We start from the raw sequence: 23,401 nt of genomic DNA, 5'->3' as shown, positions 1-23,401 counted from the left end.
TATTTCCAGATCCCCCGGGGCCGGCCTTTTCTGACAGGCTCCAAAAGGCGCTTGAAGTATCTCCACCCTTGTGGCGGGGGAATCTGCTCTGTCGAGGAGACCTCAATCCTTGCACAGGTCGTCTAACGTGTCACTTGACGGTTACACACGTGGCTTCGGCCATATTGCAGACCTTATGGGAGACGGTTCCCAGCATGAGAGCCCCTATCCGGCCTGCCCCCCGGCTTCCAAGGAAGATCATATCCACGTGGTTTTCCCTTGCATGTCTGATGATCTCCTGGGCCGGGTCGCCTTCGGCGAGAAAAGTCTCGACCTGCTCGACCCCCTTCCGCCGGATCGTCTTCTCGGCCTCTTCAAGAATCGTCCTGCCCGCCCTCTTGGCGTAGTCGACCAGGGGTTCAAAGGACGCCTCGGAGTAGACGATCGGAGGAGGAGAGACGACATGGATCACGTCAATCGAAGCACCGTACTTGGAGCCGAAATCACAGGCGTATTCGATGGCTTTTTTCGCATGATCCGAACCGTCGGTAGCAACGAGGAGTTTCTTGATCATATTCTCCATCCCCTTCGGGGTTCTCAGGGCCGCTTACCCGGAAATCCAACCGGCCGATCGAGCCAATTAAAACAAATGGGCCGGAGATGTCAAGTGTTTTCTTGCTTGCTTTCCCCTAATATGCGAACTTGGGCGTCACATAGAAGGTACAATAGGCAAGATTCTCGATGGACCTTTTCGCTCGAGCTTCCAGGGCCGAGGCAATGGATCCGAACTCCGTCTCTGGGACCTCTTCCACCACGTCGAGATCAGCCACGATAATGATCCGTTCCGGGGATTCGGCCGCCACGCGGAAATCGTGGTAGTCGGAAATCCTGGGGTCTTGGGCTACCGCCTCCGCAAACTTTCTTTCGACTGCTAGGATCTCCTCCGTCTTTCTCAGAACCGGATCCGTATGGCAGACGACCTCGCCGCCGAAAGTCTCACGCAGCGTCCCCTCACAGCGCTCCGCGATGTCATGCATGCGTGCAGGCCCGTATTCTTCGGGGATCTCTCCGTGGAGGGAGATGAGGTACATGGAGCCGTAGTCGTGGATTATGATCTCGTGGACATCCTCGATTCCATCCACGGACTTGGCCGTATCCCGTACCGAGGCGACCAGTGCCCTGCTCGGTGCCTTGCCGAGAAGGGGGATTACCGCCTCCCGGCCGTGTGTATAGCCCAGATAGAGGATCCACCCCGACACTAGCACCCCTATGTATCCATCTACCTCGGGAATCCCCAGGAAGTGCCCTGCCACCAAGCCGGCGATCACGGTGAGGCTGCTGACACTTTCGATGCGCTGGTGCAGGGCATTGGCCCGTATGGCGTTTGAATCCACACGCTCTCCAAGATACCGAACGAACCCCCCCACCCACTCCTTTACCAGGACCGTGGCAAGCAGGATCCACGGAAGACTCGGCCAGTAGTGGACGGGCCGAGGCTGCACGGCTTGGTGGATCGACCGTTCCCCGATCTCGATGCCCGAAACGAAAAGAAATACCGACATGATCAGAGGGGCCACATGTTCCATCCGGCCATGTCCAAAAGGGGTCCGTGGTGTGGAGGGCTTGGAAGCCACCCAGAAGCTGACAATGAGAATGACGGAATTGGCAAGGTGGGAGAGAACGTGGAAAGCATCTGCCACGACCGAGACAGAGCCAGACATCAATCCCAGGGTCATCTTGATGCCGAAAAGGATCAGGGTCGTCAGGGCAGAGATCCATGCAGCCACAAGACCGTACCGGTTTCTCACCTTCCTGTCGGCGGTCTTTTCAAAATCGGGGATCAGCCGCCGGGCTAGAGCCCGGTTGGCCACTCTCCATATCTTCAATGCCTTCGTCCTCCGGATACGACTCGCCTTCAGGGATCGTTCCTATCCCCTTCACCTTCTCCTGTCGGGGGGAGCCCGAGATTTTGACGGAAACATCCGGATATCCGAGGGGAGATTATACCATTTTCGGATACCCTTGCCAGATGATTCCTTCCCCCGGGTAGAGGAGAGCGGGAACTGGAATGAGGGGGCCTCACCCGGGAGGGCGGCTGATCCCGGCCGTCCCTTGAGGGAGATTTTTCGTCCATTCTGAGATCGGGGAGGAGTGGCTACTATTTTTCTTGACCCCATACGGGGGGTTGGTATAATTGGAGTTAGAGGCGGTCTAACCATCCATTCTCGGTGAGTTTTCCAGGTCAGGAAGGGGTTCGATTTGGCAGGGTCGAGAGGATCTACGGGTTTCGTAGAGGCCCTGGAGTGCTCCAGGTGCGCAAGGAGGTTCCCGCCCGATGAGATCCATAACCGGTGTCCCTGCGGGGGGCCTCTACTGGCCAGATACGATTTGAGGGGGATCTCAAAGGCCGTTACCAGGGATGAGATCCGCAGGCGGCCCAGAGACATGTGGAGATACAGGGAATTGCTGCCCCTCGGGAACGACGGATATATGGTCAGCCTGCAGGAGGGCTTCACACCCATCATTCCCCTTGGCAGCCTGAGCCGACAATTGGGCCTCTCGGAGATCCACTTAAAGGATGAGGGACAACTGCCCACCGGAACCTTCAAGGCCAGGGGAGCAGCCGTGGGCATATCCAAGGCCAGGGAATTCGACATCGGGACGGTTGCACTCGCTACGGCCGGCAATGCCGGTGGTGCCTGGGCCACTTACGGAGCGAGGGCCCACATGGAGGTCCACGTGGTCATGCCTGCCGACGCCCCCGAGATTCACAAGAAGGAGTGCCTGGCCTCTGGTGCCCATCTGTATCTCGTCAAGGGCTTCATATCAGACGCCGGTGCTGTGGCGAGCGAGGCATGCAGGAGATATGGATGGTTCTCGGTCTCCACATTTCACGAGCCGTACCGGGTTGAGGGGAAAAAGACTCTCGGCTTTGAGATCGCCGAACAGTTTGGCTGGGAGTTTCCAGAGGTGATTCTTTATCCCTGCGGAGGCGGGGTGGGGCTGATCGGGATTTGGAAGGCTTTCAAGGAACTCCGAGAGATGGGATGGGTGGGCAAGAGGGCACCCAGAATGGTTGCCGTCCAGTCCGACGGCTGTGCACCCATTGTAAAGGCCTTCCTGGAAGGGAAGAAATGCTCTGAACCGTGGCCGGGCCCCAGGACCCGTGCCGACGGGCTTCGGGTACCCAAGCCCCTGGCGGATTTCTTGATCCTTGACGCCATCGAGGAGAGCGGTGGATGCGCCGTTTCAGTGGCAGAGGCCGATATCCCCCGGGCAATGAAGTGGTTGGCCCGTGAGGAGGGCATTCTGGCCTGTCCGGAGGGAGCCACCACGCTGCTGGCATTGGACCGTTTGAGGCGTTCGGGATGGGTGGGGAAGGGAGATAGGGTCTTGCTCCTCAATACGGGTTCGGGTTTGAAGTATCCCAGGCTCATCCGCGGGAAAGCCGTGACCCTGGAAAAGGGAGAGGAGATCAGGAAGAAGGGGTGAGGCCAGGAGAGGATCGAAGGGTGGAATCCGAGCAGGATGCAACAGGCTATTCCACGTACAAGGAGGTGAGGTACCGGCGAGTCCAATGACGAGGAGGTGATGAAAAGGTTCTTGTCCATAATGTGATCAGAAGAGGAGGGTAAGATCATGAAAGGGACGATCGTGATTGGGCTTTCTGTTTTTCTGTTGTTGGGTCTCTTCTCGGCTCCGCTTCTTGCCGACGAGACGATGGAGCGGATCGAAAAGACCGGAACCATCCGGGTGGGGTGGAGGGAGGGCTCGATCCCCTTTGCCTTCATCGATCCCAAAAGCGGCAAACACGTGGGATTCTCCGTAGACATGACCTATTTTCTCGTTGATTTACTCTCGGAGCACTTCGGCAAGAAGATAAAGATCCAACCCTTTACCGTTACGGTCAAGACCCGTATTCCCCTGGTGGCCAACCGAACAGTCGATGTCGAGATGGGTTCCACCACCCACACTCAGAAACGGGACGAGACCGTCGATTTCAGCCTCATCTTCTTCTTTTCGGAGACGACCTTTCTGGTTCCCAAGGACAGCGACATCAGGACCATCGAGGACCTGAATGGGAAGAGGATCGGAGCCGCCCGGGGCAGCACCAACCTGGCGGCCATCCGTTCCAAGGTGGCTGCAGGGGTCTTCAAGCCCAAGAGTATACTCGAGGTGGAGACCCACCCCCAGGGGTTCCTCGCTTTGAAGGGGAGGAAGATCGACGCCTATTCCACTGACCGGAGCCTCCTGGAAGGACTGAGGATGAAGGCCCCTAATCCGGGGAACTGGAGGACCGTGGATTTCGCCATCGCCTATGAACCTTACGGCTACATGACGAGAGAGGGGAATTCAGACATCAGGGACTTTGTGAACAACACCATTATCTGGGCGATCAAGACGGGAAAATTCTTCGAGTTCTATGACAAGTGGATGGGGCCGAAAGGGGTCGTTCCGATTCCCATGTCCCAGGCCTACCGAACCTACCTGGACATGATCTGCTGGCCGCAAGAGAAAGACTGGTGGAAGAAGCGCTGAGCGAGGAGGGAGGGGGGGCAGCCCCCTCTCCCCGGGCTCCTGAGGTGTTATGCTGGGACTGGCCTATGAGTTCGACTGGAGTGTACTCTGGAGACAGCCCTACGGGATGTATCTCCTCCAGGGAATCTGGCTCACCATCCAGTTGGGAATCCTTTCCTGGATCATCGCGTTCCTTCTGGGTGTCTTCATCGGCACCATAAGGGTCTCATCATGGAGGTCGATGAGGTTTATCGGGACCGCATACGTGGAGATATTCAGGAACATCCCCTTCCTGGTTCAGCTCTTTTTCTGGTACTATGCGGGTCCCATGGTATTCGGGCAGACGATTCAATACCGCATCAATGCCATTCCGAATCTCAACTACTACGTGGCCATCATTGCCCTGGGCATGTATACGGCATCCCGGGTGGCCGAACATACCCGGGCAGGTTTTGCAGCCATCTCAAGGGACCAGTACCAGGCTGCCCTGTCTACCGGCCTGACCCGGATCCAGATGTACCGCTATGTAATCATTCCCTATGCACTCCGGGTGATTATCCCCCCCCTGACGACGGAGTTCCTGACCATATTCAAGAACTCTTCCATTGCCATGACCATAGGTGTGGCAGAAACCACCTTCATGGCTTACAGGATCGATGCTGAGACCTTCCACGGCCTCGAGGCAACCACCGGCGCCTGCCTGATTTACCTGGCCTTGGGTCTGGGGGTGGTAAAGCTCATGGGCGTTCTGGAATCGAGGTTCAAGATACACGGTTTGATCGGGAGATAGTCGATGTTTGACGCCGTCCAAAGGAATCTTCCCTTTCTCCTGGGTGGATTCTGGATAACCGTGAAACTGATGGTTCTCGCCCTGGCCGGCGGCATTCCCCTGGGTATTCTGGTCGGACTCGGCCGGATCTCCAAGAAGAAATGGGTCTATTACCCTGTTACCTTCTATGTCAATGTGATCCGGAATATTCCTCTTATCCTGGTGATATTCTGGTTCTACTTTGTCATGCCGATTATCGTGGGAAGTCCGCTCGACCCTTTCCCCTCGGCGGTAATCTCCTTTATCGTTTTCGAGGCCACATACTTCGGAGAGATCTTCAGGGCCGGCTACCAGTCGGTGAGCAAGGGGCAGATAGAGGCCGGCTATTCGACGGGGCTCACCTATGCTCAGACGGCTCGCTACATTCTCATCCCCATTGCCGTGAGGAGGATGCTTCCCAGTATGATCACCCAGAGCATCATCACCTACCAGGACACCTGCCTGGCCTTCGTGATCGGGTTGCCTGAACTGGTCCGGAGGGCGACCATCGTGGATACCCTTGAGGTCAGGTCGATTCAACTCTTCGGCTTTGTGGCCTTTGTGTTCTGGATCACCTGTTATGTGGGATCCACGATCAGCCGTCGGTACGAGGTCAAGGAGGCGAGGGGGGTATAGGCCGTGATTGAGATCAAAGACGTGAGCAAATGGTACGGTGATTTCCAGGTGTTGCATCATATCGATGAGGTCATACAGGACGGCCGAACCGTGGTCATCTGCGGCCCGAGCGGATCCGGGAAAAGCACGCTTCTCCGGTGCATAAATGGGCTCGAGCACTTCCAGGAGGGAGAGATCTATGTGGACGGCGTCTCGGTGGGCGACCCCTCCACGGATCTATACAAACTGAGGACGAAGATCGGCATGGTTTTTCAGAGGTTCGAGCTCTATCCCCATATGACGGCCATGCAGAATATCACGCTGGCTCCCATGAAGGTGAGAAAGAAGTCAAAACAAGAGGCAGAGGCGAGGGCCATGGAACTGCTGGAGCGGGTGGGAATACCCGACAAGGCGAATGAGTACCCCGCCAATCTCTCCGGTGGCCAGCAGCAGAGGGTGGCTATCGCCAGGGCCCTGGCCATGGAACCCGAGATCATGATGTTTGACGAGCCCACATCGGCCCTCGATCCTGAGATGATCAAAGAGGTTCTGGATGTCATGATCGACCTGGCCAAAGAGGGGATGACCATGCTCGTGGTCACCCACGAAATGGGATTTGCAAGAGAGGTTGCCCATGAGATCCTCTTTATGGACGGCGGGAGGATAATTGAGAGAGGGACGGGAGAAGAGTTCTTCCAGAATCCCCAAAACGAGCGGACCAGGGATTTTCTCAGCAAGATCCTCATATAAGGGGGAGATGTTCCTGGCCCGCCGGAGACACCGATGAAACTCATCTGTACCCACTGTGGATCTGTTGAGCCCTGGCCCACGGATCGATGGGCCTGTATCTGTGGCGGACCACGGGAGATGATCGATCTTCCGGTCTTCGACCCTGACGGTCTCGAGGCACGGCGGCCCGGGCTCTGGCGCTATCTGGCCATGCTGCCCCCTCCACCTGCCGCGGGTCCTGTGACGCTGGGCGAGGGGTTTACCCCCCTGATTCCGGGGAGATGGGAGAGGATGGATGTCTACTGGAAGCTCGAGTCCCTCAACCCCACGGGTGCGTTCAAGGATCGGGGTACCGTACTGGTTGTAAATGATATGGTCGCAAGGGGTGTGGAACGTGTGGTGGAGGACTCCTCCGGCAACGCTGGTGCCTCGATCGCCGCCTATGCGGCTCGGGCCGGGATTGGTGCCAGGGTCTTTGTGCCGGCCCATGCCAGCCCGGCCAAACAGGCCCAGATCGCCGTATACGGGGCCGAGGTGGTACCGGTTCCAGGGCCGCGTATCGAGGCCACCCGGGCGGCAGAGAAGGCAGTCAGAGGAGGCGGGGTCTATGCCAGCCACGTGTGGCATCCCTTGACTCTTGTAGGCATGGCCACCATTGCATGGGAGATCTGGGAGCAGTCAGGGGGACGCTCGCCTGACTGGTTCGTCGCCCCTGTGGGGCAGGGGACGCTCCTGTTGGGTGCATGGCGCGGGTTTCAGGCATTGTTCCGGGCAGGGCTCATAGACCGTCTGCCCAGGCTTGTGGCCGCCCAGGCAGAGCGCTGCGCACCTCTTGCTGCGGCAATGGCCTCCGGGCGGGACGAGGCCGAAGCCGTTCCACCCCAGCCGACAATAGCCGAGGGTGTGGCCATTGTAAGACCCGTGCGCAGCCGGGCCCTTTTGGAGGCCTTACGGGAGAGCGGTGGGTTGACCCCAGTCGCCACAGAGGATGGAATTGCTGATGCACAGCTGCAACTGGCAAGCTCCGGGATCTATGTTGAACCTACTTCGGCCACAGCCGCCGCGGTACTCCCTGAGGTCGGACTCCACAGTTCTCCCGGCGAGACGGTGGTGGTGGCACTCACAGGCTCGGGCCTGAAGAGTCCCCCAAAAAAGTAAAGCCATGGGGCTCAGGTCCCGGGTTTTCTTAGAGTCAGGGCGCCTGCTGATCCCACGAGGGAGACCGACATGGCCAGGAGAAAGGCCGGGGTAAAGGAGCCTCTGTAGTCCGCAATAAGCCCCCCAAAGGCAGGTCCGAGAGCCTGGCCGATTCCAAAGAAGAGGGTAACAAAACCGAGCCCCGCAGGAGCGAGTCTCGGCCCCATATAGTCCCCCGCAGCGGCGGCCATGATCGTGGGTATGGCCCATGCGCAGAGGCCGAAGAGGATGGCCGAGAGATACAAGGCTCCCTGGGACCGCCAGATGGCAAAGATTGCGTAGGATACGGCGAGGGTCAAATAGACCAGGGCGGCTGCTGTCTTCCTGCCGATCATGTCCGAGATCTTTCCCCAGAGGAGGCCGCAGAAGATGCTGATGAGCCCGAGGAGGGAGAAGAGGTCTCCTGCCTGGCTGCTGGTCCAGCCTATCTCCTTGATCAGGTAGGTGGCGAAGAAGTTGATGTATATGACATAGGAGAAGCCGAACATGAAATAGACGAACCCCAGATGCCAGACCGATCCCAGCCGGTACACCCTCTCCCAGTGGAGTCTCCCTCGGTTTTTCTCCTTCTTGCCGGTATTTCCTGTCTCCGGCCTCAGAGGTGCCGGCCTGGGATCTTGGGGCCTGTTTCTGATTAGACCGTAGCATACTCCAGCCAAAGCCAGGACGATGATCCCGAGATAGTACCAGCAGTACCGCCAGCCCTCTCCACCGTATGCGACCAGAATGGGTGGAACGATGAGCCCCGACAGGGCAAAGCCGATTCCGATTCCCGCCGTGACAATACCCGTGGCGAGGCCTCTCTGCTTCAGGGGAAACCAGATTGCCCCCAGAGCCATGGCCGGAACAAAGGCTCCGCCGTTGCCCAGCCCCGTGAGTATTCGCATGATCAGGGCGAAGCGGTAGCTCGTGGCCGTACCGGTCATGATCATGGTCACACCCATAACGGTGAGGGAGAGGGTGATGACGATTCGAGGCCCCCACCGAGCCGCCAGGAACCCGCCGATGATGGCTAGGACAAGGTAACCCACGAAGTTTCCTGTCGCCAGGTTTCCCACTTGTGTGTAGGAGAGGTCGAGTCCGTCGATCATGACGGGATTGATCATGGAATATGCAAACCTACCGAAGCCGTGAGCCCCGATTGTAGTCAGAAGGCCGGCGAAGACGACGACCCACCCGTAGGAGCCGGCTCTTTGCGGATCTCCCTCAGGAGGTTCGCTCTGGCTGGAGGGATTTTTTCGGCGGTGTAGGAACATCTCTCAGCAAACCCGGCAAAGACTCCCGTATTGTACCAGGGGTGAGGACGAAATCAAGAAGGAATTATCCGGATTTCCTCGGCTTCGGGGCGAAGGGGGAAAGGTTTTCACCAGTCAAAGAGAGAAACGGTTGTAAGGTTAAGAGCTTGCGAGAGTTGTTGACCGAAGAGTGAAGAAACTCCGGGGATTGTCCATATGGGGTCCTCCCTGCCTTTCAAAGGGCAAACTGCGGGGTTTAGCCTCGCCTTGACTTGGCTGAATAATCTGCTTTAATTCTTGGAGGGTTTTTCCAGCAATACCGACGGCAAGAGGGTGGCTCATGGGGCATCTCGGTCTGATTCTTCCCCTGTCTGTTCTGGCACTTCTCTGTGTCGGTTCAGGTGCTTTGGAAAGGAATGACTCGCCGCCTGGAAGGGTCTGCATGGCGGTCTTCTACTCTGGAAGATCTGACGAGTCCAGCGGGCTGGTGGAGGGGTTTCTCCCAGTCCTTGAGGAGGTCTATCCCATCGACGTCCGTCTCTTCGACGTGGATATCCCCAGGAACTATTCCCTTCTGGTTGCCCTGGAGAGGCGGTTCGGGAGGGAGGAGAGCGGCCTGCCGGTGGTCTTCTTGGGAAGGGACGTAATCGCCGGAGAGGAGGAGATCAGAGAGAGGCTCGAGTCCACGATTGCCAGGTACGAGGCCCTCGGCGGATGTGGGTTTCCGGACCTGTCCAAAGGAGCGGAACAGATAAAGCAGAGGCTCGGCCCGCCGGTCTATCTGATCTATTTCTACCGTCGTGGCTGTGCCGAGTGCAGAAGGGTCGATTCATTGATCCGCTACCTGAAGGAGGTCCATCCGGGGCTGGTGGTAAGGGAGGTGGACATCGAAACGGATCAAGGAACGCTCCTCAACGAATCGATGTCCGAGCGTGTTGGGGTACCTGAGGCGAGTCGGCTTGTGGCTCCGTCCGTGTTCTTTGCCCGGGACGCCCTAGTTGGTGAAAAGATCGGGAGGACTGCCATGGAAGACCTGATCGAGAAGTACCAGGGCCTCCAGCCGGCGGTCCCGCCATGGGGGCTCGTCGATGGGGAAAAGGACGAGGCAGTACTCCGGATCACAGCCAGATTCAAGAGCTTCGGCCTTGTCACCGTCATGGCCGCCGGCCTGATCGACGGGGTCAACCCGTGTGCTTTCGCGGCACTTATCCTGTTCGTCTCCTATCTGGCCTTTGTAGGGAGGGAGCGTCGAGAGATTCTTCTTGTGGGCCTGGCCTATTCTCTTGCGGTGTTTGGAACGTATTTTCTCATAGGCCTCGGATTCCTGAGAATAATCAGATCGGTCTCGGTCCTGCCCACGGCGGGCCGCCTCCTCTATCTTGGTGTCATTGGTCTCGCCTTTGTTTTCGCCCTTCTCAGCCTCTACGATTATCTGCTCTGCCGGAAGGGACGGGCCTCGGAGATGGTGCTCCAGATGCCGGCCTTTCTCAAGAGTAGGGTTCGAGCCGTGATCCGCCAGAAGGTGAGGGTGAGCCGCTATGTTCTTGCCGCAGTCGTCACGGGTTTTCTGGTCTCGGTACTGGAACTGGCCTGTACAGGTCAGGTCTATCTGCCTACGATCCTCTTTGTCTCAAGGGCAGGTGAACTTAGATCCAATGCAGCCGTGTATCTTGCCCTTTACAACGTCATGTTCATCATCCCCCTTTTGGCGGTCTTCTGCCTGGTATACTCTGGGACCGGTTCTGAGAGGCTCTCTGCTCTGTTCGAGAGACACGTATCGTGGGTGAAGCTTGCAACGTCCCTGGTCTTTTTCGCCCTCGTGGGTGTCCTGTCCTTAGGTCTTCTATGGCCCCTGTGAGATGACAGACCCGAGGCGTGCAGAGGAACGGGGGAAAGATCCCTGCCCGTTGTTGCTCAGTCCGGGGCGGCACCCCACTGATTCGGCAATATCGTTCGGGGAGAAGATGTTCTCCAAGAGCAAGGAAGCTCCGGAAAATCCTGGACATGGGGCTCCCGGATAGTTATTATACTGGTGGAGTAAAGCGGTTCTGTCACTGACGAGGAGGACCACGAGGGAGGTGACTCAGGATGGTGAAGAATATGGTCTACGGAGTGAAACGCCTTTCGAGGAAGCTCGTCATCCGCCAGATGCTTCGGATGCTTCCACACCTCTCCATGGAGAACATCACCCGAATAATCGATCTTGGCGAGAGACTGCTCAACCGGGAAGACTATCGGGCCGTGGGTGAGAGCATGAAGAGCTACATCCGGGAGGGGCATCCTACCGTCAAGGTCATAGAGAGGGTTCTCCACGATCTATCGCCCGAATGCCGCTTTCGGACGATCTACAATCTCTTCATTCTAGCCCTGCTTTCAGAGACCTCTTTTCGTGAGGAGCTGAAGGCCACAGAGGGTTTTCGCCCCCCCTTCTTCTTTGTGGTCAGCCCTACCATGCGTTGCAACCTGAACTGCTACGGCTGCTATGCAGGGCAGTATGAGCAGTCCTTTGGTCTGACCCACGAGGTGATGGATAGACTCCTCGGGGAAGCGCTCGATTTGGGGATTCATCTGGTTACCTTTTCCGGGGGGGAGCCCTTTATTCGGAGGGATCTCTTCGATCTCTTCGAGAAGTACCGGGACATCATCTTCCAGATATACACCAACGGAACCCTCATCGACGAGGAGATGGTCAGGAAACTCTCGATGCTGGGGAATGTGGCCCCCATTATCAGTGTGGAGGGGTTTGAAGAAGCCACTGACGCCCGGAGGGGCAAGGGGCATTTTCAACGGATCATGCATGTAATGGATATTCTCCGGGAGGCGGGCGTTCTGTTCGGCGCATCGGTTACACAGACCCGGGAGAACTTGCTTGAGATTTCCAGCGACGAATTTGCGGATCTCATGGTGGAGAAGGGGGTGTACATCATCTGGTACTTCCAGTACATCCCCATCGGCCGGAAACCCGATCTCTCCCTCATGCTCACACCCCAGCAGAGAGACATTGTGAGAAAGAGGCTGAGGAGGATACGGAACGCCAGGCCCTTTTTCATCTGTGATTTCTGGAATGATGGGCCATACGTCGACGGTTGCCTCGCCGGGGGGAGGGAGTATTTCCATATAAACGCCAACGGTGACGTGGAACCGTGCGTTTTTGTCCACTTTGCCGTGGACAATATCTACAAGAAGAGCCTGAAGGAGATACTCAACTCCCCCTTCTTCAGGGGCATCCGCTCAAGGCAGCCCTTCAGCGAAAACCCCCTGACCCCGTGTATGATCATCGACAACCCCCATGAACTGAGGGATCTGGTCCGACAGTACCACGCCTACCCCACCCATCCCGGGGCGGAGACACTGATAAACGATTTGGCTCCGGAACTGGACCGGTACGCCGAGACTTACCACGCAATCGCCGAAGAGACCTGGAAGAATGAGTACGAGCCCGAAGGGTTCAAGAGGCACAGTAAGAGATTGGAAGTAAAGGTGGCATAAAGAAGGCCCCTCTTCTTGGGGTCTTCTCAGGGTTTTGCTCTACCGGGTGGAAGGCTTTCGTGCGGCGGGAAAGGGAGAGAGGTGGCTGGGTCGTACGGTGCGGCCTCTTCACGGCAAGGAGCCGGGGGGGGCGGAACGGGTTTACCTGGCTGGCCCTTTGACCATGACTTCGAGGTCTACCTGGTCTCCGAAATTCTCGGCAAGGGCGGTCTGGAGGGCCGTGAGTTCTCCCTCGCCCTCCGTCTCCACCACCAGTCCCCCGTCGTCGAAGACCTTGAGCCGCCCCTCACAGGACTGGACCAGACGGGAGAATTCTCTGGGATCGACGGTAATCCATCCCCTCATGCGCTGTACCAGTTCCTCTCCTGTAAAGGGACGCTCAATGGTAAGGTCCACCTGCCTGAACTTTGCCCGCCAGCCGATTCTTGCAGGCCGAACCAGGACGGGCTGTACAGGATCATGCATGGCTGCACAGCGAAACCAGACCCTGGCACGAATCATACAGGAGCCCTCCTCCACGTCTATGGCGTCTCCTAAGATACAAGACACCGGTCTCGGTGGTCAAGCCGGGTCGGCCGTGTTTTTTGCAAAGGATACATCGAATTCAGGATATTGACAGACTCGGAGGGAACCATGGAAGTCGGCCAGGCCATGGATAGCCGGAGGAGCTATCGAGTCTTCACCTCCAGGCCTGTGGAGAGGGAGCTCGTGGAAGAAGTGCTCCGTAAGGCCGGAAGGGCGCCCTCGGCGCTGAACCTTCAGCCCTGGGAGGTTACCGTTGTCATGGGAGAGGAATTGGAGCGCCTTGCCAGAAGGCTCGTTCGGGCTTATGAGGAACGCTCTGCGGCCTGCACTCCCGGGGCGACTCGAAGCCTTCCACGGATCTTCCAGGAGAGGAGGAGAAGGAGCTTTGGCCCTCTGGCAAGAACCCTCAAGCAGGAAGGCCTCAGCCTGGAAAGGTTCGTCGGCGAGGGTAGTTGCCGTTTCTACGGGGCACCTGTCGCGATTCTCATATGTATGGACGGTGGCTTCTCCAGGGATCGGTACCTCTGCCTGGGCGTCTTTCTCGGGTATCTCCTTTTGGCGGCCCAAGACCTCGGTCTTGCCACCTGCCCGGTGGGATTGATCACGGCCTATGAGGAAGAGATCCGCGATCAGGTCAACATCCCCGAGGATAAGCGGGTGGTAATAGGCGTGGCCATGGGGTACCCTGACCGGTCTTCACCGCTCGCCGGTTTCTCCACTCCCCGGGATCCACTGGAGAATTTTGTGAGGTGGTTTGTGTGAGTCGGGACTAGAAGAAGGAATCGATCAGCTTCTCGACCCGCTTCGGATCCGGGTGCCTGTCGACCAGCGGCCCGCCGCTCAGGACAGGTGACTGGGCTTCATAAGTCGGCTTCTCAGGGTTACTGTAGAATATCCCCAAGGGAATTCTTTCTCCCCACTCCCTCGCCTTCTGGATAGCACCATCGATGTGGCCGGGGTCGTGCCCGGCTTCCTCCAAGTCGTAGACCCGCTCCTTGTACCATTGAAAGGTATGGACATGGTCGAAACTGACGCAGGGTTGCAGGACGTCTACCAGGGAGAAACCTTCGAAGGCGACCGCCTCTTTGATCAGGTCCGTCAGGTGTCTGGCGCGGCCGGTGAAACCCCGGGCCACGAAGGGAGCCTCAAGGGCCAGGGCGACGGCGAGGGGGTTCATGGGGGTCAGAAACACTCCGTGGGTCTGCACGCGGGTCACGAACCCCTTCTCGGCCGTGGGTGACGCCTGGCCGCGGGTCAGGCCGAATACCTGGTTGTTGTGAGTGATCAGGGTCAGGTTGGCATTCCTTCTGATCCCATGTAGGAAATGGTTCCCCCCCTCTCCGTAAGTATCCCCGTCTCCCCCGATGACGATGACCGGAAGCTCGGTATTGGCAATACGGATCGCCGTGGCCGCCGGGAGGGCCCGACCGTGAAGGCCGTTGAAGAAGTTACACTTCAGATAATGGGGCAGCTTTGCCGCCTGCCCGATCCCCGAGACGAGAATCACCTCATGTGGTTTGAAGCCCATATCCGCCAGGGCCTGCTTGACCGCCCCGAGGATGGCGAAGTTCCCGCAGCCTGGGCACCAGGCTATGGGAGAAGGGTTTTCGAAAGCCTCGATCTCCATGGTCACTTCTCCTCCATCTCCCCCGTGAAGCCCTCTACAATCTCGGCGGCCGTGAAGGGACGGCCGTCGTACTTCAGAATCGCTCGGTCGGGTTTCATCTGTATCTCCATCTGTATCAGGCGGGCCAGTTGACCCGTACAGTTGTTCTCCACCACGGCCCACCTGCGGGCTCCCTGGAGAATCCGTGACAGGGCCTCGGAGGGAAAGGGCCAGAGTTCGTCGAGATGGGCCCCTCCAACCGGGATCCCGCGGCGGTTCAGGATCCCCACCGCTTCGGCCAGGGGACCGTAGATCGACCCCCATCCCACCAGAAGAAGCTCGGCTTTCGGGTGGCCCATCAACCGTGGAGATGCGATCTCCCGGGCAAGGCTCTTCATCTTGCGGAATCGCTTGTCCACCATCCTTCTTCTCATCTCCCTGTCTTCCGTAATATGGCCGTATTCGTCGTGTTCGTGACCATCGGCCGCAACCTCGAGGCCGAAGGCCGAGGGGATCGATCTCGGGGAGATGCCGGACTCTGTTACCAGATATCGTTTGTATCCCTTTGCCCCCCTTGCTTCTTCTTCGGTCAAGAGGTGCCTCTCCATGCTGACCCGGGAGAGATCGAACCTGGGTTCGGTGAAGTAGGAGTCAGCAAGAAACTGATCTGTCAGTATCGCCACAGGAATCTGGTATTTTTCTGCCAGATCAAAAGCCTTGATCGTGGCATAGAAGGCCTGCCCCGCGGTCCCAGGTGCGAGAATCGCCCGGGGGAACTCGCCCTGGGAGGCATGGAGGACGAAGAGCAGATCCCCCTGCTCGGTCCTTGTGGGGAGCCCGGTGGCTGGTCCCGGCCTCTGTGCCTCGACCACCACGAGGGGCACCTCCATGACACCTGCCAGGCCGAAGGCCTCTGTCATCAAGCTGAAGCCACCTCCAGAGGTGGCGGTCAGCGACCTCAGTCCTCCATAGGAGGCGCCGATGGCCATATTGACGGCGGCTATTTCGTCTTCTGCCTGTTCCACCACCATGTCGAAGTCATCGGCCTTTCCTGCCAGATAGGTCAGGATCGAGGTTGAAGGGCTCATGGGATAGGCCGACATGAACTGACAAGCCGAGGCGAGAGCCCCCAGAGCCACTGCCTCGTGGCCGGTGATAAACATCTTGGGTTCTGAGGGAGCGAAATCGATTTGGAGCGCCTCGTATTTCGTGGCTCTTTCAAGTGCCCATTGATAACCTGCCCGGGCGGCCTTCACGTTGCCCGCAGCCGTGTCGGCCTTTGTGGCAAAATACCCCTCCAGGAAGTCCTCGAGTCTCTTGAATTCCCAACCTACAATGGCCAGCACGGCACCGATGGCAACGGAGTTTTCAAAAAGCCGATTTCCGCCCTTGTCGACTGCCATCTGTTCAAGGGGGAGCCCCAGAAGCCTGTCGTCTCCCTGAGGAACGGTGCATTTGTCAGAATCGAAAACGATGATTCCCCGTGGTTCCACCTCGTCCCTGTGCTTCTCTATACTCTCCTGATTCAGTGCGACCAGGACCTGAAGGGGCATGGCCGAGGCCATGACAGGCTTCCGGCCGGCCCGGATATGAAAAAAATTGTGGCCCCCGCGGATACGAGATTCGTTGTCCTGCACGGCAAAGACCTCGCAACCTCCCCTGACGAGGATCTTGCCGAGTACGAAGCCGATTGTCTGCATGCCCTGTCCGGCAGCCCCTGCCACCATGATATTGAGCTCTTCTGCCATTGAGGACCTCCATAGCCTCTCGATGCCGCGATCAGAATTTGCCGAAGAAGATCACGATCCCGATCACGATGAAGACAGATGCGGTGATCTTTCTCAGGATGTTCCCAGGCACCCACTGGTGGAAGAGATGTCCGAAGATCACTCCCAGCAGAGTGATCAGGGAAAGTGCGGCAGTCGCCCCAAGGAAAACGACAAGTGGTTTTCGGGTCTGGGTAGTCATGGTGATCACCGCGAGCTGGGTCTTGTCACCGAGCTCTGCCAGGAAAAGGACACCGAAAGCCGTCAGGAATACCTTCCAGTCCATTCTCTTTCTCCTCTTTTGAGCTTATTCCATCCGTCGAGTCTCATGCAAGAGGTGGTCCTGTAGACACCCTCGGATGTTCCACGATCTCAGGCCATCATACACGAGAAAGCAGCCTGAGTCACCAGGCCTTGTCGGTCTTGTTGGTTCAGTTCCCACCTTAGAAATCAAAAGGATTTGAGACATGTGTTTCGGAAGATCGAAGAACTCCGCTCTCTTCGTCCCCTTGAAATCGTCTCTATCGTGGTTATCGTAGCTTTAGGAGGTGAAGATCTGCTCGGGAAGGGGAGATCGTTAACAGGAGGTGAGCGATATGGCTTTCGAGGTCGAACCGTACAGATCCATCGGGCAACTGACAAACCTCCGGGAAGAGATGGACAGAATATGGAAGCGGTTTCTTGAGGAGTGGCCCGGCCCTGAGGTCTTCCGGGGCCAGTGGGTCCCCTCCGTCGATCTCTCCGAGACCCCAAAGGAGATCGTCGTGAGGGCCGAGATTCCCGGAATGGATGCAAAGGACATCGACATATCTCTCTCCAACGGTGTTCTGACCATCCGTGGGCAGAAGGAACAGGAGAGGGAAGACAAGGAGGAGAACTTTCACAGGATAGAGAGGAGCTACGGGTCCTTTTCGAGGTCGATCCGGCTCCCTGCCGAGGTCGAGAGCGACAAGATCAAGGCCACCTGCAGAAACGGCGTCCTCAAGATCACACTCCCGAAGTCGGAGAGAGCCAAGGAGATAAAGATCAAGGTGGAATGACACGGGCGATTTCCCCTTCTCGCTCTCTCCACCTTGTCTCCGGCTTTTTGCGGTTCCCCGTGGAACCTCTGTCTCCCGTCTCCCCGAGGCGACAGTCTCGCCCGGGGGAGTAATTCTTTTTCGTTATCATCGACAACCTGTTATACTAGTCATACGAGCAAAATCAGTCTATCCAGGAGGGATTTAAATGGATATAAACCGAATGACCGAAAAGACCCAGGAAGCTCTCCAGTCTGCCCAGGCCGTTGCAGCCCGGTTCGGTCACCAGCAGATCGATCCCGAACACCTCTTGCTCGCTCTCCTTGAGCAGCGGGACGGATTGGTGCCCAAAGTGCTCGCCAAGACCGGGGCATCTGCCGAGGGGATTCGATCTTCCGTGGAGAAACATCTGAGCGGACTTCCCCAGGTATCTGGAACCGGGGCGGGCCAGATGTACATGAGCCAGAGGTTGACGAGGCTGATCGATTCCGCGGAAAGAGAGGCGAGGAATCTAAAGGACGACTACACCAGTGTCGAGCATCTGCTCCTGGCCATGGTCGACGAAGGGACCTCGACGCCGGCAGGGCGGATTCTATCCGGGGCAGGGGTCTCCAGGGAAACCTTGATGAAGGCCCTGGCTTCGATTAGAGGCCACCAGCGGGTTACCAGCCAGACCCCTGAAGAGACCTACCAGCCCCTCGAGCGGTACGGCCGGGATCTGACTCAGATGGCTGCTCAGGGGAAACTCGATCCTGTCATAGGCAGAGACGAGGAGATCCGGAGGGTGATCCAGATTCTGTCGCGGAGGACGAAGAACAACCCCGTTCTCATCGGGGACCCCGGTGTCGGCAAGACCGCCATCGTCGAGGGACTCGCCTCGAGAATGGTCCGTGGAGACGTGCCGGAGGGGCTGAAGAACCGCCGGCTCGTAGCCCTTGACATGGGATCCCTCATAGCAGGGGCCAAGTACCGGGGTGAATTCGAGGAACGGCTCAAGGCCGTACTCAAGGAGATTCAGGAATCTGAAGGCCAGATCATCCTCTTTATCGACGAGCTCCACACGGTGGTCGGTGCCGGGGCTGCCGAAGGGGCTATGGATGCGAGCAACATCCTGAAACCCATGTTGGCCCGTGGCGAGCTCCACTGCATCGGAGCCACCACCCTGAACGAGTATCGGAAATACGTGGAGAAGGACAAAGCCCTAGAGCGGAGATTCCAGACGGTGATCGTCGACCAGCCCAGCGTGGAGGATACCATATCGATCCTCAGGGGGTTGAAGGAACGTTACGAGGTGCATCACGGCGTCCGCATCAAGGATTCGGCTCTGGTTTCTGCGGCCGTGCTGAGCGACCGCTATATTTCGGACAGGTTCCTCCCCGACAAGGCCATCGACCTCGTGGATGAGGCTGCGGCCAGACTCAGAACCGAGATCGACAGCATGCCCTCGGAGCTCGACGAGATCACACGAAGAATCATGCAGTTGGAGATCGAGCGAGAGGCTCTCAAGAGAGAAAAGGACGCTCCTTCGAGAGAGAGGCTGAGAAAGCTCGAAAAGGAACTGGCCGATCTGGAGCGCCAGTCGGAGTCGCTCAAGGCCCAGTGGCAGAGGGAGAAGCAGGCGATTTCCAGAATCCGCTCCCTGAAGAGGGAGATCGAGCAGGTGAAGATCCAGGTCGAGCAGGCCGAAAGAGCCTACGATCTGAACCGTGCCGCGGAATTGAAATACGGAAAACTCGCCTCCCTCGAAAAGAGCCTCAAGGAGGAAGAGGCGCAGCTCGAAGCCCAGAAGGGCCAGAAGACTCTGCTGAAGGAAGAGGTGGACGAGGAGGATATCGCCGAGATCGTGAGTAGCTGGACCGGTATCCCCGTGAACAGGCTCATGGAGGGAGAAAGAGAGAAGCTCTTGAGACTCGAGGAGGAGATCCACCGGCGCCTGGTGGATCAAGACGAGGCCGTCCGGCTGGTGGCCGATGCTGTGCTGCGCGCCAGGTCAGGGATCAAGGACCCCAATCGTCCAATTGGGAGTTTCATCTTCTTGGGACCCACAGGAGTCGGCAAGACCGAGCTGGCCCGGTCCCTTGCCGAATGCCTCTTCGACGACGAGCAGGCTATGATCCGCATCGATATGTCCGAATATATGGAGAAGCATACCGTGGCCCGTCTCATCGGAGCACCACCCGGATATGTGGGCTATGAGGAAGGGGGACAGCTTACAGAGGCTGTCCGTAGAAAGCCCTACTCGGTGATTCTTTTCGACGAAATCGAGAAGGCTCATCATGACGTCTTCAATATCCTGCTCCAGATCCTAGACGACGGGCGGTTGACGGATTCCCACGGGAGAACCGTCGATTTCAAGAACACGGTGATCATAATGACCTCCAACATCGGAAGTCAGTTCATTCTCGATACCGGCAAGGGAGAAGGTGCCTCCTATGAAGGGATGAAGGAGAAGGTGCTGGAGGCTCTCCGCGTGCACTTCCGGCCGGAATTTCTCAACCGGGTCGACGACATTGTGGTATTCCGGACTCTCACGGATGAACACCTCGAGGCTATCGTCGAGATTCAGGTCAACAGGTTGCGCAAGCGCCTGGAAGATAGGGGGATCATCCTGGAAATGACCGAGCAGGTGAAGAAACACCTGGCCCGGGTGGGATATGATCCTGTCTTCGGCGCTCGCCCCCTGAAACGAGCCATCCAGAGGGAGCTGGAGACATCGATAGCGAAGGAGATCCTGAAAGGGACGATTCAGGACAACACCCGTGTGGTGGCCGAAATGGAGGGTGGCGGAATAGTTTTCCATTCGGAGCCGATCGGGGAGAGCGGTGAGGCATTGTCAGCGGCGGCTGGTGTCTCTTGATGGTGGAGAACCAGGTCCTCTGGGGATGAACCGGGGATGATGGTGGCCTGGGGCTTGGCCCGCACGGTTGCCCTCCCGGACCGTTCCGAGGGAGGGCTCTTGTGTGGTAGGCTGATGTCTCGAGTAAACCTCGTTCCAGAGAGGGAAGAGCTCGAGGCCCCTTTCTTGGGCCAGCCCCCTTATTTGTGGAGGAATGGAGAGAGAGATGAAGGAGATCATCTGGAGCTACAGAAACCTGTCGGCGACTGTCTGGGTCCCTGCTGTTGACATCTACGAGAACGAGAGAAATGTTTTGGTCCTGGTCGATATGGCAGGAGTGGATCCTGATCAGACGAAGATCACCCTGGAGAATCAGACCATTCTCATTACCGGGCAGAGGCCGAGGCCCTCTCCGGGGGGGGTGGTGAGGATCCACCAGATGGAAATCGATGCCGGTGTGTTCAAGAGGCGGATTCCCCTTCCCGGGCCGGTCGATTCTGACAGTATCGAATGCACATACAAGGACGGGCTGCTGAGGATAGTGCTTCCAAAGAAACCACGGCAGGAGATGGTCAGGATACCCGTGGAGTCACAGTAGCATAGGAGGATAGGATGGCTGAAGGAACCGTGAAAATGGAGCAGGGTGAGCTTGCGATCCCGTCTGAACTGCCCGTGTTGCCCCTCAAGGGAATGGTCCTTTTCCCCGAGATGGCCATCCCCGTGTTGGTGGTGAAAGAGAGATCCAAGAAGCTGGTGGATGAGGCCCTTGTTGGGGACAGGCTGGTGGTCGTGGTCTCTCTGAAGGATCAAACCGTGGAGGAACCGGGTCCCGAGCATCTCTATTCGGTCGGAACGGTCGCACAGATCGTCAAGAAGATAGCCCTGCCCAATGATGCCTACCAGGTGATCATAAGGGGGATGAAAAAGGTAAGCCTCTTCGAGTACTCCCAGAAAGAGCCCTATCTCAAGGCGAAGATTCTGGTCCTGGAGGAGAACCGGGAGATGGACAAAGAGGCGGAAGCGATGGTTCTCAATATCCAGAGGCTCTTTCAGAAGGTCATAGAGCTTGCGTCCCTCCCTCCGGAGCTCGGGGTTGTGGTCATGAACCTGGATAACCCTGCTGACCTGGCCTCCCTGGTGGCTTCCAATCTCGATATCTCGGTGGAGCAGAAACAGGAACTCCTGGAGATCACTCGGCTGAAGGATGTGCTGGAAAAGGTGACGGTGCTGCTCAACCAACAAGTGGAAAAGCTCGAGTTGAGTGCGGACATTCAGAAAAGGGTCCAGGAGGGCATGGGGAAAACCCAGCGCGAGATCCTTCTGAGGGAGCAGCTCAAAGCCATCCAAAAGGAGTTGGGAGAGGGTGATGAGAGAACGGCCGAGATATCGGAATTGAAGAAGCGCATAGAGGCGGCGGGGCTTCCTCCCGAGGCCAGGGAGGTGGCCGACAAAGAACTCGACCGCCTCTCCAAGATGCCTCCTGCTGCTGCCGAGTACACCGTATCGAGAACCTATCTGGACTGGATTCTCGATGTGCCCTGGTCTGTCTCGACAGAGGATAATCTCGATCTGGAACGGGCCGAGCAGATCCTCAACGAGGATCATCACGACCTCGACCAGGTGAAAAAGAGGATTCTCGAGTATCTCGCTGTCCGGAAGCTGAAGGCCGACAGTCGCGGGCCGATTCTCTGCTTTGTGGGGCCGCCGGGTGTGGGGAAGACCTCTCTGGGCCAGTCCATAGCCAGGACTATGGGCAGGAAGTTTGTCCGCCTCTCTCTCGGAGGGGTGAGGGACGAGGCCGAGATCCGCGGCCACAGGAGGACGTATGTGGGGGCTCTTCCCGGGCGTATCATTCAGGGCATCAAGAAAGCGGGTGCCAACAACCCGGTCTTCATGCTCGACGAGGTGGACAAGATCGGAGCGGACTTCAGAGGAGATCCCTCTTCAGCCCTTCTCGAGGTCCTGGACCCGGAACAGAACAACAGTTTTTCCGATCACTACCTGGAGATTCCTTTCGACCTCTCAAAGGTGATGTTCATCACCACCGCCAACATCCTCGACACGATCCCTCCCGCTCTCAGAGACCGGATGGAGGTACTGAGTCTCCCCGGATACACGGAGGAGGAGAAGCTGGAAATAGCCCGGAGATATCTCATCCCCAGGCAGGTGGAGCAGAACGGGCTTACCGGCGATCTTCTCCGCCTCGATGACGATGCCATCCGGGCCATTATCCGGGGGTATACCCGTGAGGCAGGCGTTCGTAACCTGGAGAGAGAGATCGCCTCGGTGTGCAGGGCTGTTGCGATCCGGTTGGCCAAGGGAAACACAGACCCCGTCGTTGTATCCGAGGAGAATCTTTCCGACTTTCTAGGGCCTCAGAAGTTTATACCGGAGACAAAGGCCAGATCTTGGGGACCTGGCCTGGCCACTGGTCTTGCTTGGACGCCGGCCGGGGGTGAGATTATCTTTGTCGAGGCGTCTGTCATGAAGGGGAAGAACCGCCTGACTTTGACGGGGCACCTCGGAGACGTTATGAAGGAGTCTGCCACCGCCGCTCTCAGCTACATCCGGTCGAGGGCCCGGGAACTCGACATCGATGAGGATTTTTTTGACCACCATGACATCCACATCCACGTTCCTGCCGGAGCCACACCAAAGGACGGCCCTTCAGCGGGGGTAGCCATACTCTCCGCCCTGGTTTCGGTGGTGAAGAACAGGCCGGTCCGCGATGACATCGCCATGACCGGGGAGATCACGCTGAGGGGGGACGTGCTTCCCGTGGGAGGGATCAAGGAGAAGGTCCTGGCTGCAAGAAGGGCCGGCATCGAGACGGTTGTGCTTCCCCAACTGAACCAGAAGGATCTGGAGGAGGTGCCCGAGACTCTGCGGAAGGGTCTGACCTTCAAGTGGGTCAACCGGATGGAGGAGGTCATCGATTTTGCCTTAGGGACCGCCTCCGCTCCTGAGCTCACGCGGTGACCCTATCAAGGTTCGCGGGTGGACAGTTCCTGCCCCTTCCCCAGGAGCACGAATCACGAGCACGACTCACGAACACGAATCACGAACACGACTCACGAAC

20 protein-coding genes are annotated in these 23,401 nt (G+C 57.8%); 13 read left to right on the top strand and 7 right to left on the bottom strand.

Going from position 1 to position 23,401, the window contains the following annotated elements:
• Positions 1 to 130: 130 nt before the first annotated feature.
• Together JRJ26_09525 and JRJ26_09520 are read right to left on the bottom strand one after the other, a co-directional pair.
• Entirely contained in the window at positions 131 to 553 is a 423-nt protein-coding gene (locus tag JRJ26_09525; protein ID MBW2057719.1) for a universal stress protein, read from the bottom strand.
• A gap of 115 nt (positions 554 to 668) precedes the next feature.
• Complete coding sequence (locus JRJ26_09520) at positions 669 to 1,865, bottom strand: cation transporter (protein MBW2057718.1); 1,197 nt, start codon at positions 1,863 to 1,865, stop codon at positions 669 to 671.
• A 373-nt stretch (positions 1,866 to 2,238) separates the two neighbouring features.
• Here JRJ26_09520 and JRJ26_09515 point away from each other — a divergent pair, with 373 nt between their 5' ends.
• The 6 genes from JRJ26_09515 to JRJ26_09490 all read left to right on the top strand — a co-directional run bounded on the left by JRJ26_09515 (position 2,239) and on the right by JRJ26_09490 (position 7,807).
• Complete coding sequence (locus JRJ26_09515) at positions 2,239 to 3,471, top strand: threonine synthase (protein ID MBW2057717.1); 1,233 nt, start codon at positions 2,239 to 2,241, stop codon at positions 3,469 to 3,471.
• Positions 3,472 to 3,618: 147 nt separating this feature from the next.
• Entirely contained in the window at positions 3,619 to 4,518 is a 900-nt protein-coding gene (locus JRJ26_09510) for a transporter substrate-binding domain-containing protein (protein MBW2057716.1), read from the top strand.
• 49 nt (positions 4,519 to 4,567) lie between these two features.
• Positions 4,568 to 5,287 (top strand): amino acid ABC transporter permease, encoded by a 720-nt coding sequence (locus JRJ26_09505; protein ID MBW2057715.1) that lies wholly within the window; start codon positions 4,568 to 4,570, stop codon positions 5,285 to 5,287.
• A gap of 3 nt (positions 5,288 to 5,290) precedes the next feature.
• Positions 5,291 to 5,941: an amino acid ABC transporter permease gene (locus tag JRJ26_09500; GenBank protein MBW2057714.1), complete on the top strand. Its 651-nt coding sequence runs from the start codon at positions 5,291 to 5,293 to the stop codon at positions 5,939 to 5,941.
• A 3-nt stretch (positions 5,942 to 5,944) separates the two neighbouring features.
• Complete coding sequence (locus JRJ26_09495) at positions 5,945 to 6,670, top strand: amino acid ABC transporter ATP-binding protein (protein ID MBW2057713.1); 726 nt, start codon at positions 5,945 to 5,947, stop codon at positions 6,668 to 6,670.
• A 33-nt stretch (positions 6,671 to 6,703) separates the two neighbouring features.
• Positions 6,704 to 7,807 carry a threonine synthase gene (locus tag JRJ26_09490; GenBank protein ID MBW2057712.1) on the top strand — a complete coding sequence of 368 codons (1,104 nt, stop codon included), beginning with the start codon at positions 6,704 to 6,706 and terminating at the stop codon, positions 7,805 to 7,807.
• An 11-nt stretch (positions 7,808 to 7,818) separates the two neighbouring features.
• Here JRJ26_09490 and JRJ26_09485 read toward each other — a convergent pair whose 3' ends face one another.
• Complete coding sequence (locus JRJ26_09485; protein ID MBW2057711.1) at positions 7,819 to 9,102, bottom strand: MFS transporter; 1,284 nt, start codon at positions 9,100 to 9,102, stop codon at positions 7,819 to 7,821.
• A gap of 319 nt (positions 9,103 to 9,421) precedes the next feature.
• Between JRJ26_09485 and JRJ26_09480 the strand changes: the two genes are divergently transcribed.
• Entirely contained in the window at positions 9,422 to 10,939 is a 1,518-nt protein-coding gene (locus JRJ26_09480; protein MBW2057710.1) for a hypothetical protein, read from the top strand.
• A 230-nt stretch (positions 10,940 to 11,169) separates the two neighbouring features.
• Positions 11,170 to 12,570, top strand: a complete 1,401-nt coding sequence (locus tag JRJ26_09475; protein MBW2057709.1) for a radical SAM protein — start codon at positions 11,170 to 11,172, stop codon at positions 12,568 to 12,570.
• A gap of 141 nt (positions 12,571 to 12,711) precedes the next feature.
• Here the strand turns inward: JRJ26_09475 and JRJ26_09470 are convergent, their stop codons facing one another.
• On the bottom strand, positions 12,712 to 13,071 hold the full coding sequence (locus tag JRJ26_09470) for a hypothetical protein (GenBank protein ID MBW2057708.1): 360 nt from the start codon (positions 13,069 to 13,071) through the stop codon (positions 12,712 to 12,714).
• A 132-nt stretch (positions 13,072 to 13,203) separates the two neighbouring features.
• Here JRJ26_09470 and JRJ26_09465 point away from each other — a divergent pair, with 132 nt between their 5' ends.
• Entirely contained in the window at positions 13,204 to 13,857 is a 654-nt protein-coding gene (locus JRJ26_09465) for a nitroreductase (GenBank protein MBW2057707.1), read from the top strand.
• Positions 13,858 to 13,864: 7 nt separating this feature from the next.
• Here the strand turns inward: JRJ26_09465 and JRJ26_09460 are convergent, their stop codons facing one another.
• The 3 genes from JRJ26_09460 to JRJ26_09450 are packed head-to-tail and all read right to left on the bottom strand — an operon-like array spanning position 13,865 to position 16,753.
• The gene (locus tag JRJ26_09460) at positions 13,865 to 14,722 is read right to left on the bottom strand and encodes a 2-oxoacid ferredoxin oxidoreductase (GenBank protein MBW2057706.1); all 858 of its coding nucleotides are present in this window, start codon (positions 14,720 to 14,722) and stop codon (positions 13,865 to 13,867) included.
• Between the two features lie 2 nt (positions 14,723 to 14,724).
• Positions 14,725 to 16,449 (bottom strand): 2-oxoacid:acceptor oxidoreductase subunit alpha, encoded by a 1,725-nt coding sequence (locus tag JRJ26_09455; protein ID MBW2057705.1) that lies wholly within the window; start codon positions 16,447 to 16,449, stop codon positions 14,725 to 14,727.
• A 31-nt stretch (positions 16,450 to 16,480) separates the two neighbouring features.
• On the bottom strand, positions 16,481 to 16,753 hold the full coding sequence (locus tag JRJ26_09450) for a TMEM165/GDT1 family protein (GenBank protein MBW2057704.1): 273 nt from the start codon (positions 16,751 to 16,753) through the stop codon (positions 16,481 to 16,483).
• A 310-nt stretch (positions 16,754 to 17,063) separates the two neighbouring features.
• On the opposite strand from JRJ26_09450, the gene JRJ26_09445 reads away from it, so the two are divergent.
• The 4 genes from JRJ26_09445 (at position 17,064) to lon (ending at position 23,301) form a co-directional block, all read left to right on the top strand.
• Positions 17,064 to 17,507: an Hsp20/alpha crystallin family protein gene (locus JRJ26_09445; GenBank protein MBW2057703.1), complete on the top strand. Its 444-nt coding sequence runs from the start codon at positions 17,064 to 17,066 to the stop codon at positions 17,505 to 17,507.
• Between the two features lie 187 nt (positions 17,508 to 17,694).
• Positions 17,695 to 20,343: an ATP-dependent chaperone ClpB gene (clpB, locus tag JRJ26_09440; protein MBW2057702.1), complete on the top strand. Its 2,649-nt coding sequence runs from the start codon at positions 17,695 to 17,697 to the stop codon at positions 20,341 to 20,343.
• A 205-nt stretch (positions 20,344 to 20,548) separates the two neighbouring features.
• The gene (locus JRJ26_09435; GenBank protein ID MBW2057701.1) at positions 20,549 to 20,920 is read left to right on the top strand and encodes an Hsp20/alpha crystallin family protein; all 372 of its coding nucleotides are present in this window, start codon (positions 20,549 to 20,551) and stop codon (positions 20,918 to 20,920) included.
• A gap of 35 nt (positions 20,921 to 20,955) precedes the next feature.
• Complete coding sequence (gene lon / locus JRJ26_09430; protein ID MBW2057700.1) at positions 20,956 to 23,301, top strand: endopeptidase La; 2,346 nt, start codon at positions 20,956 to 20,958, stop codon at positions 23,299 to 23,301.
• The last annotated feature ends 100 nt before the right edge of the window (positions 23,302 to 23,401 follow it).

The organism is Deltaproteobacteria bacterium, from assembly GCA_019308905.1.
Classification (GTDB): Bacteria; Desulfobacterota; BSN033; order WVXP01; family WVXP01; genus JAFDHF01.
This window is presented reverse-complemented; position numbering and strand designations above follow the sequence as displayed.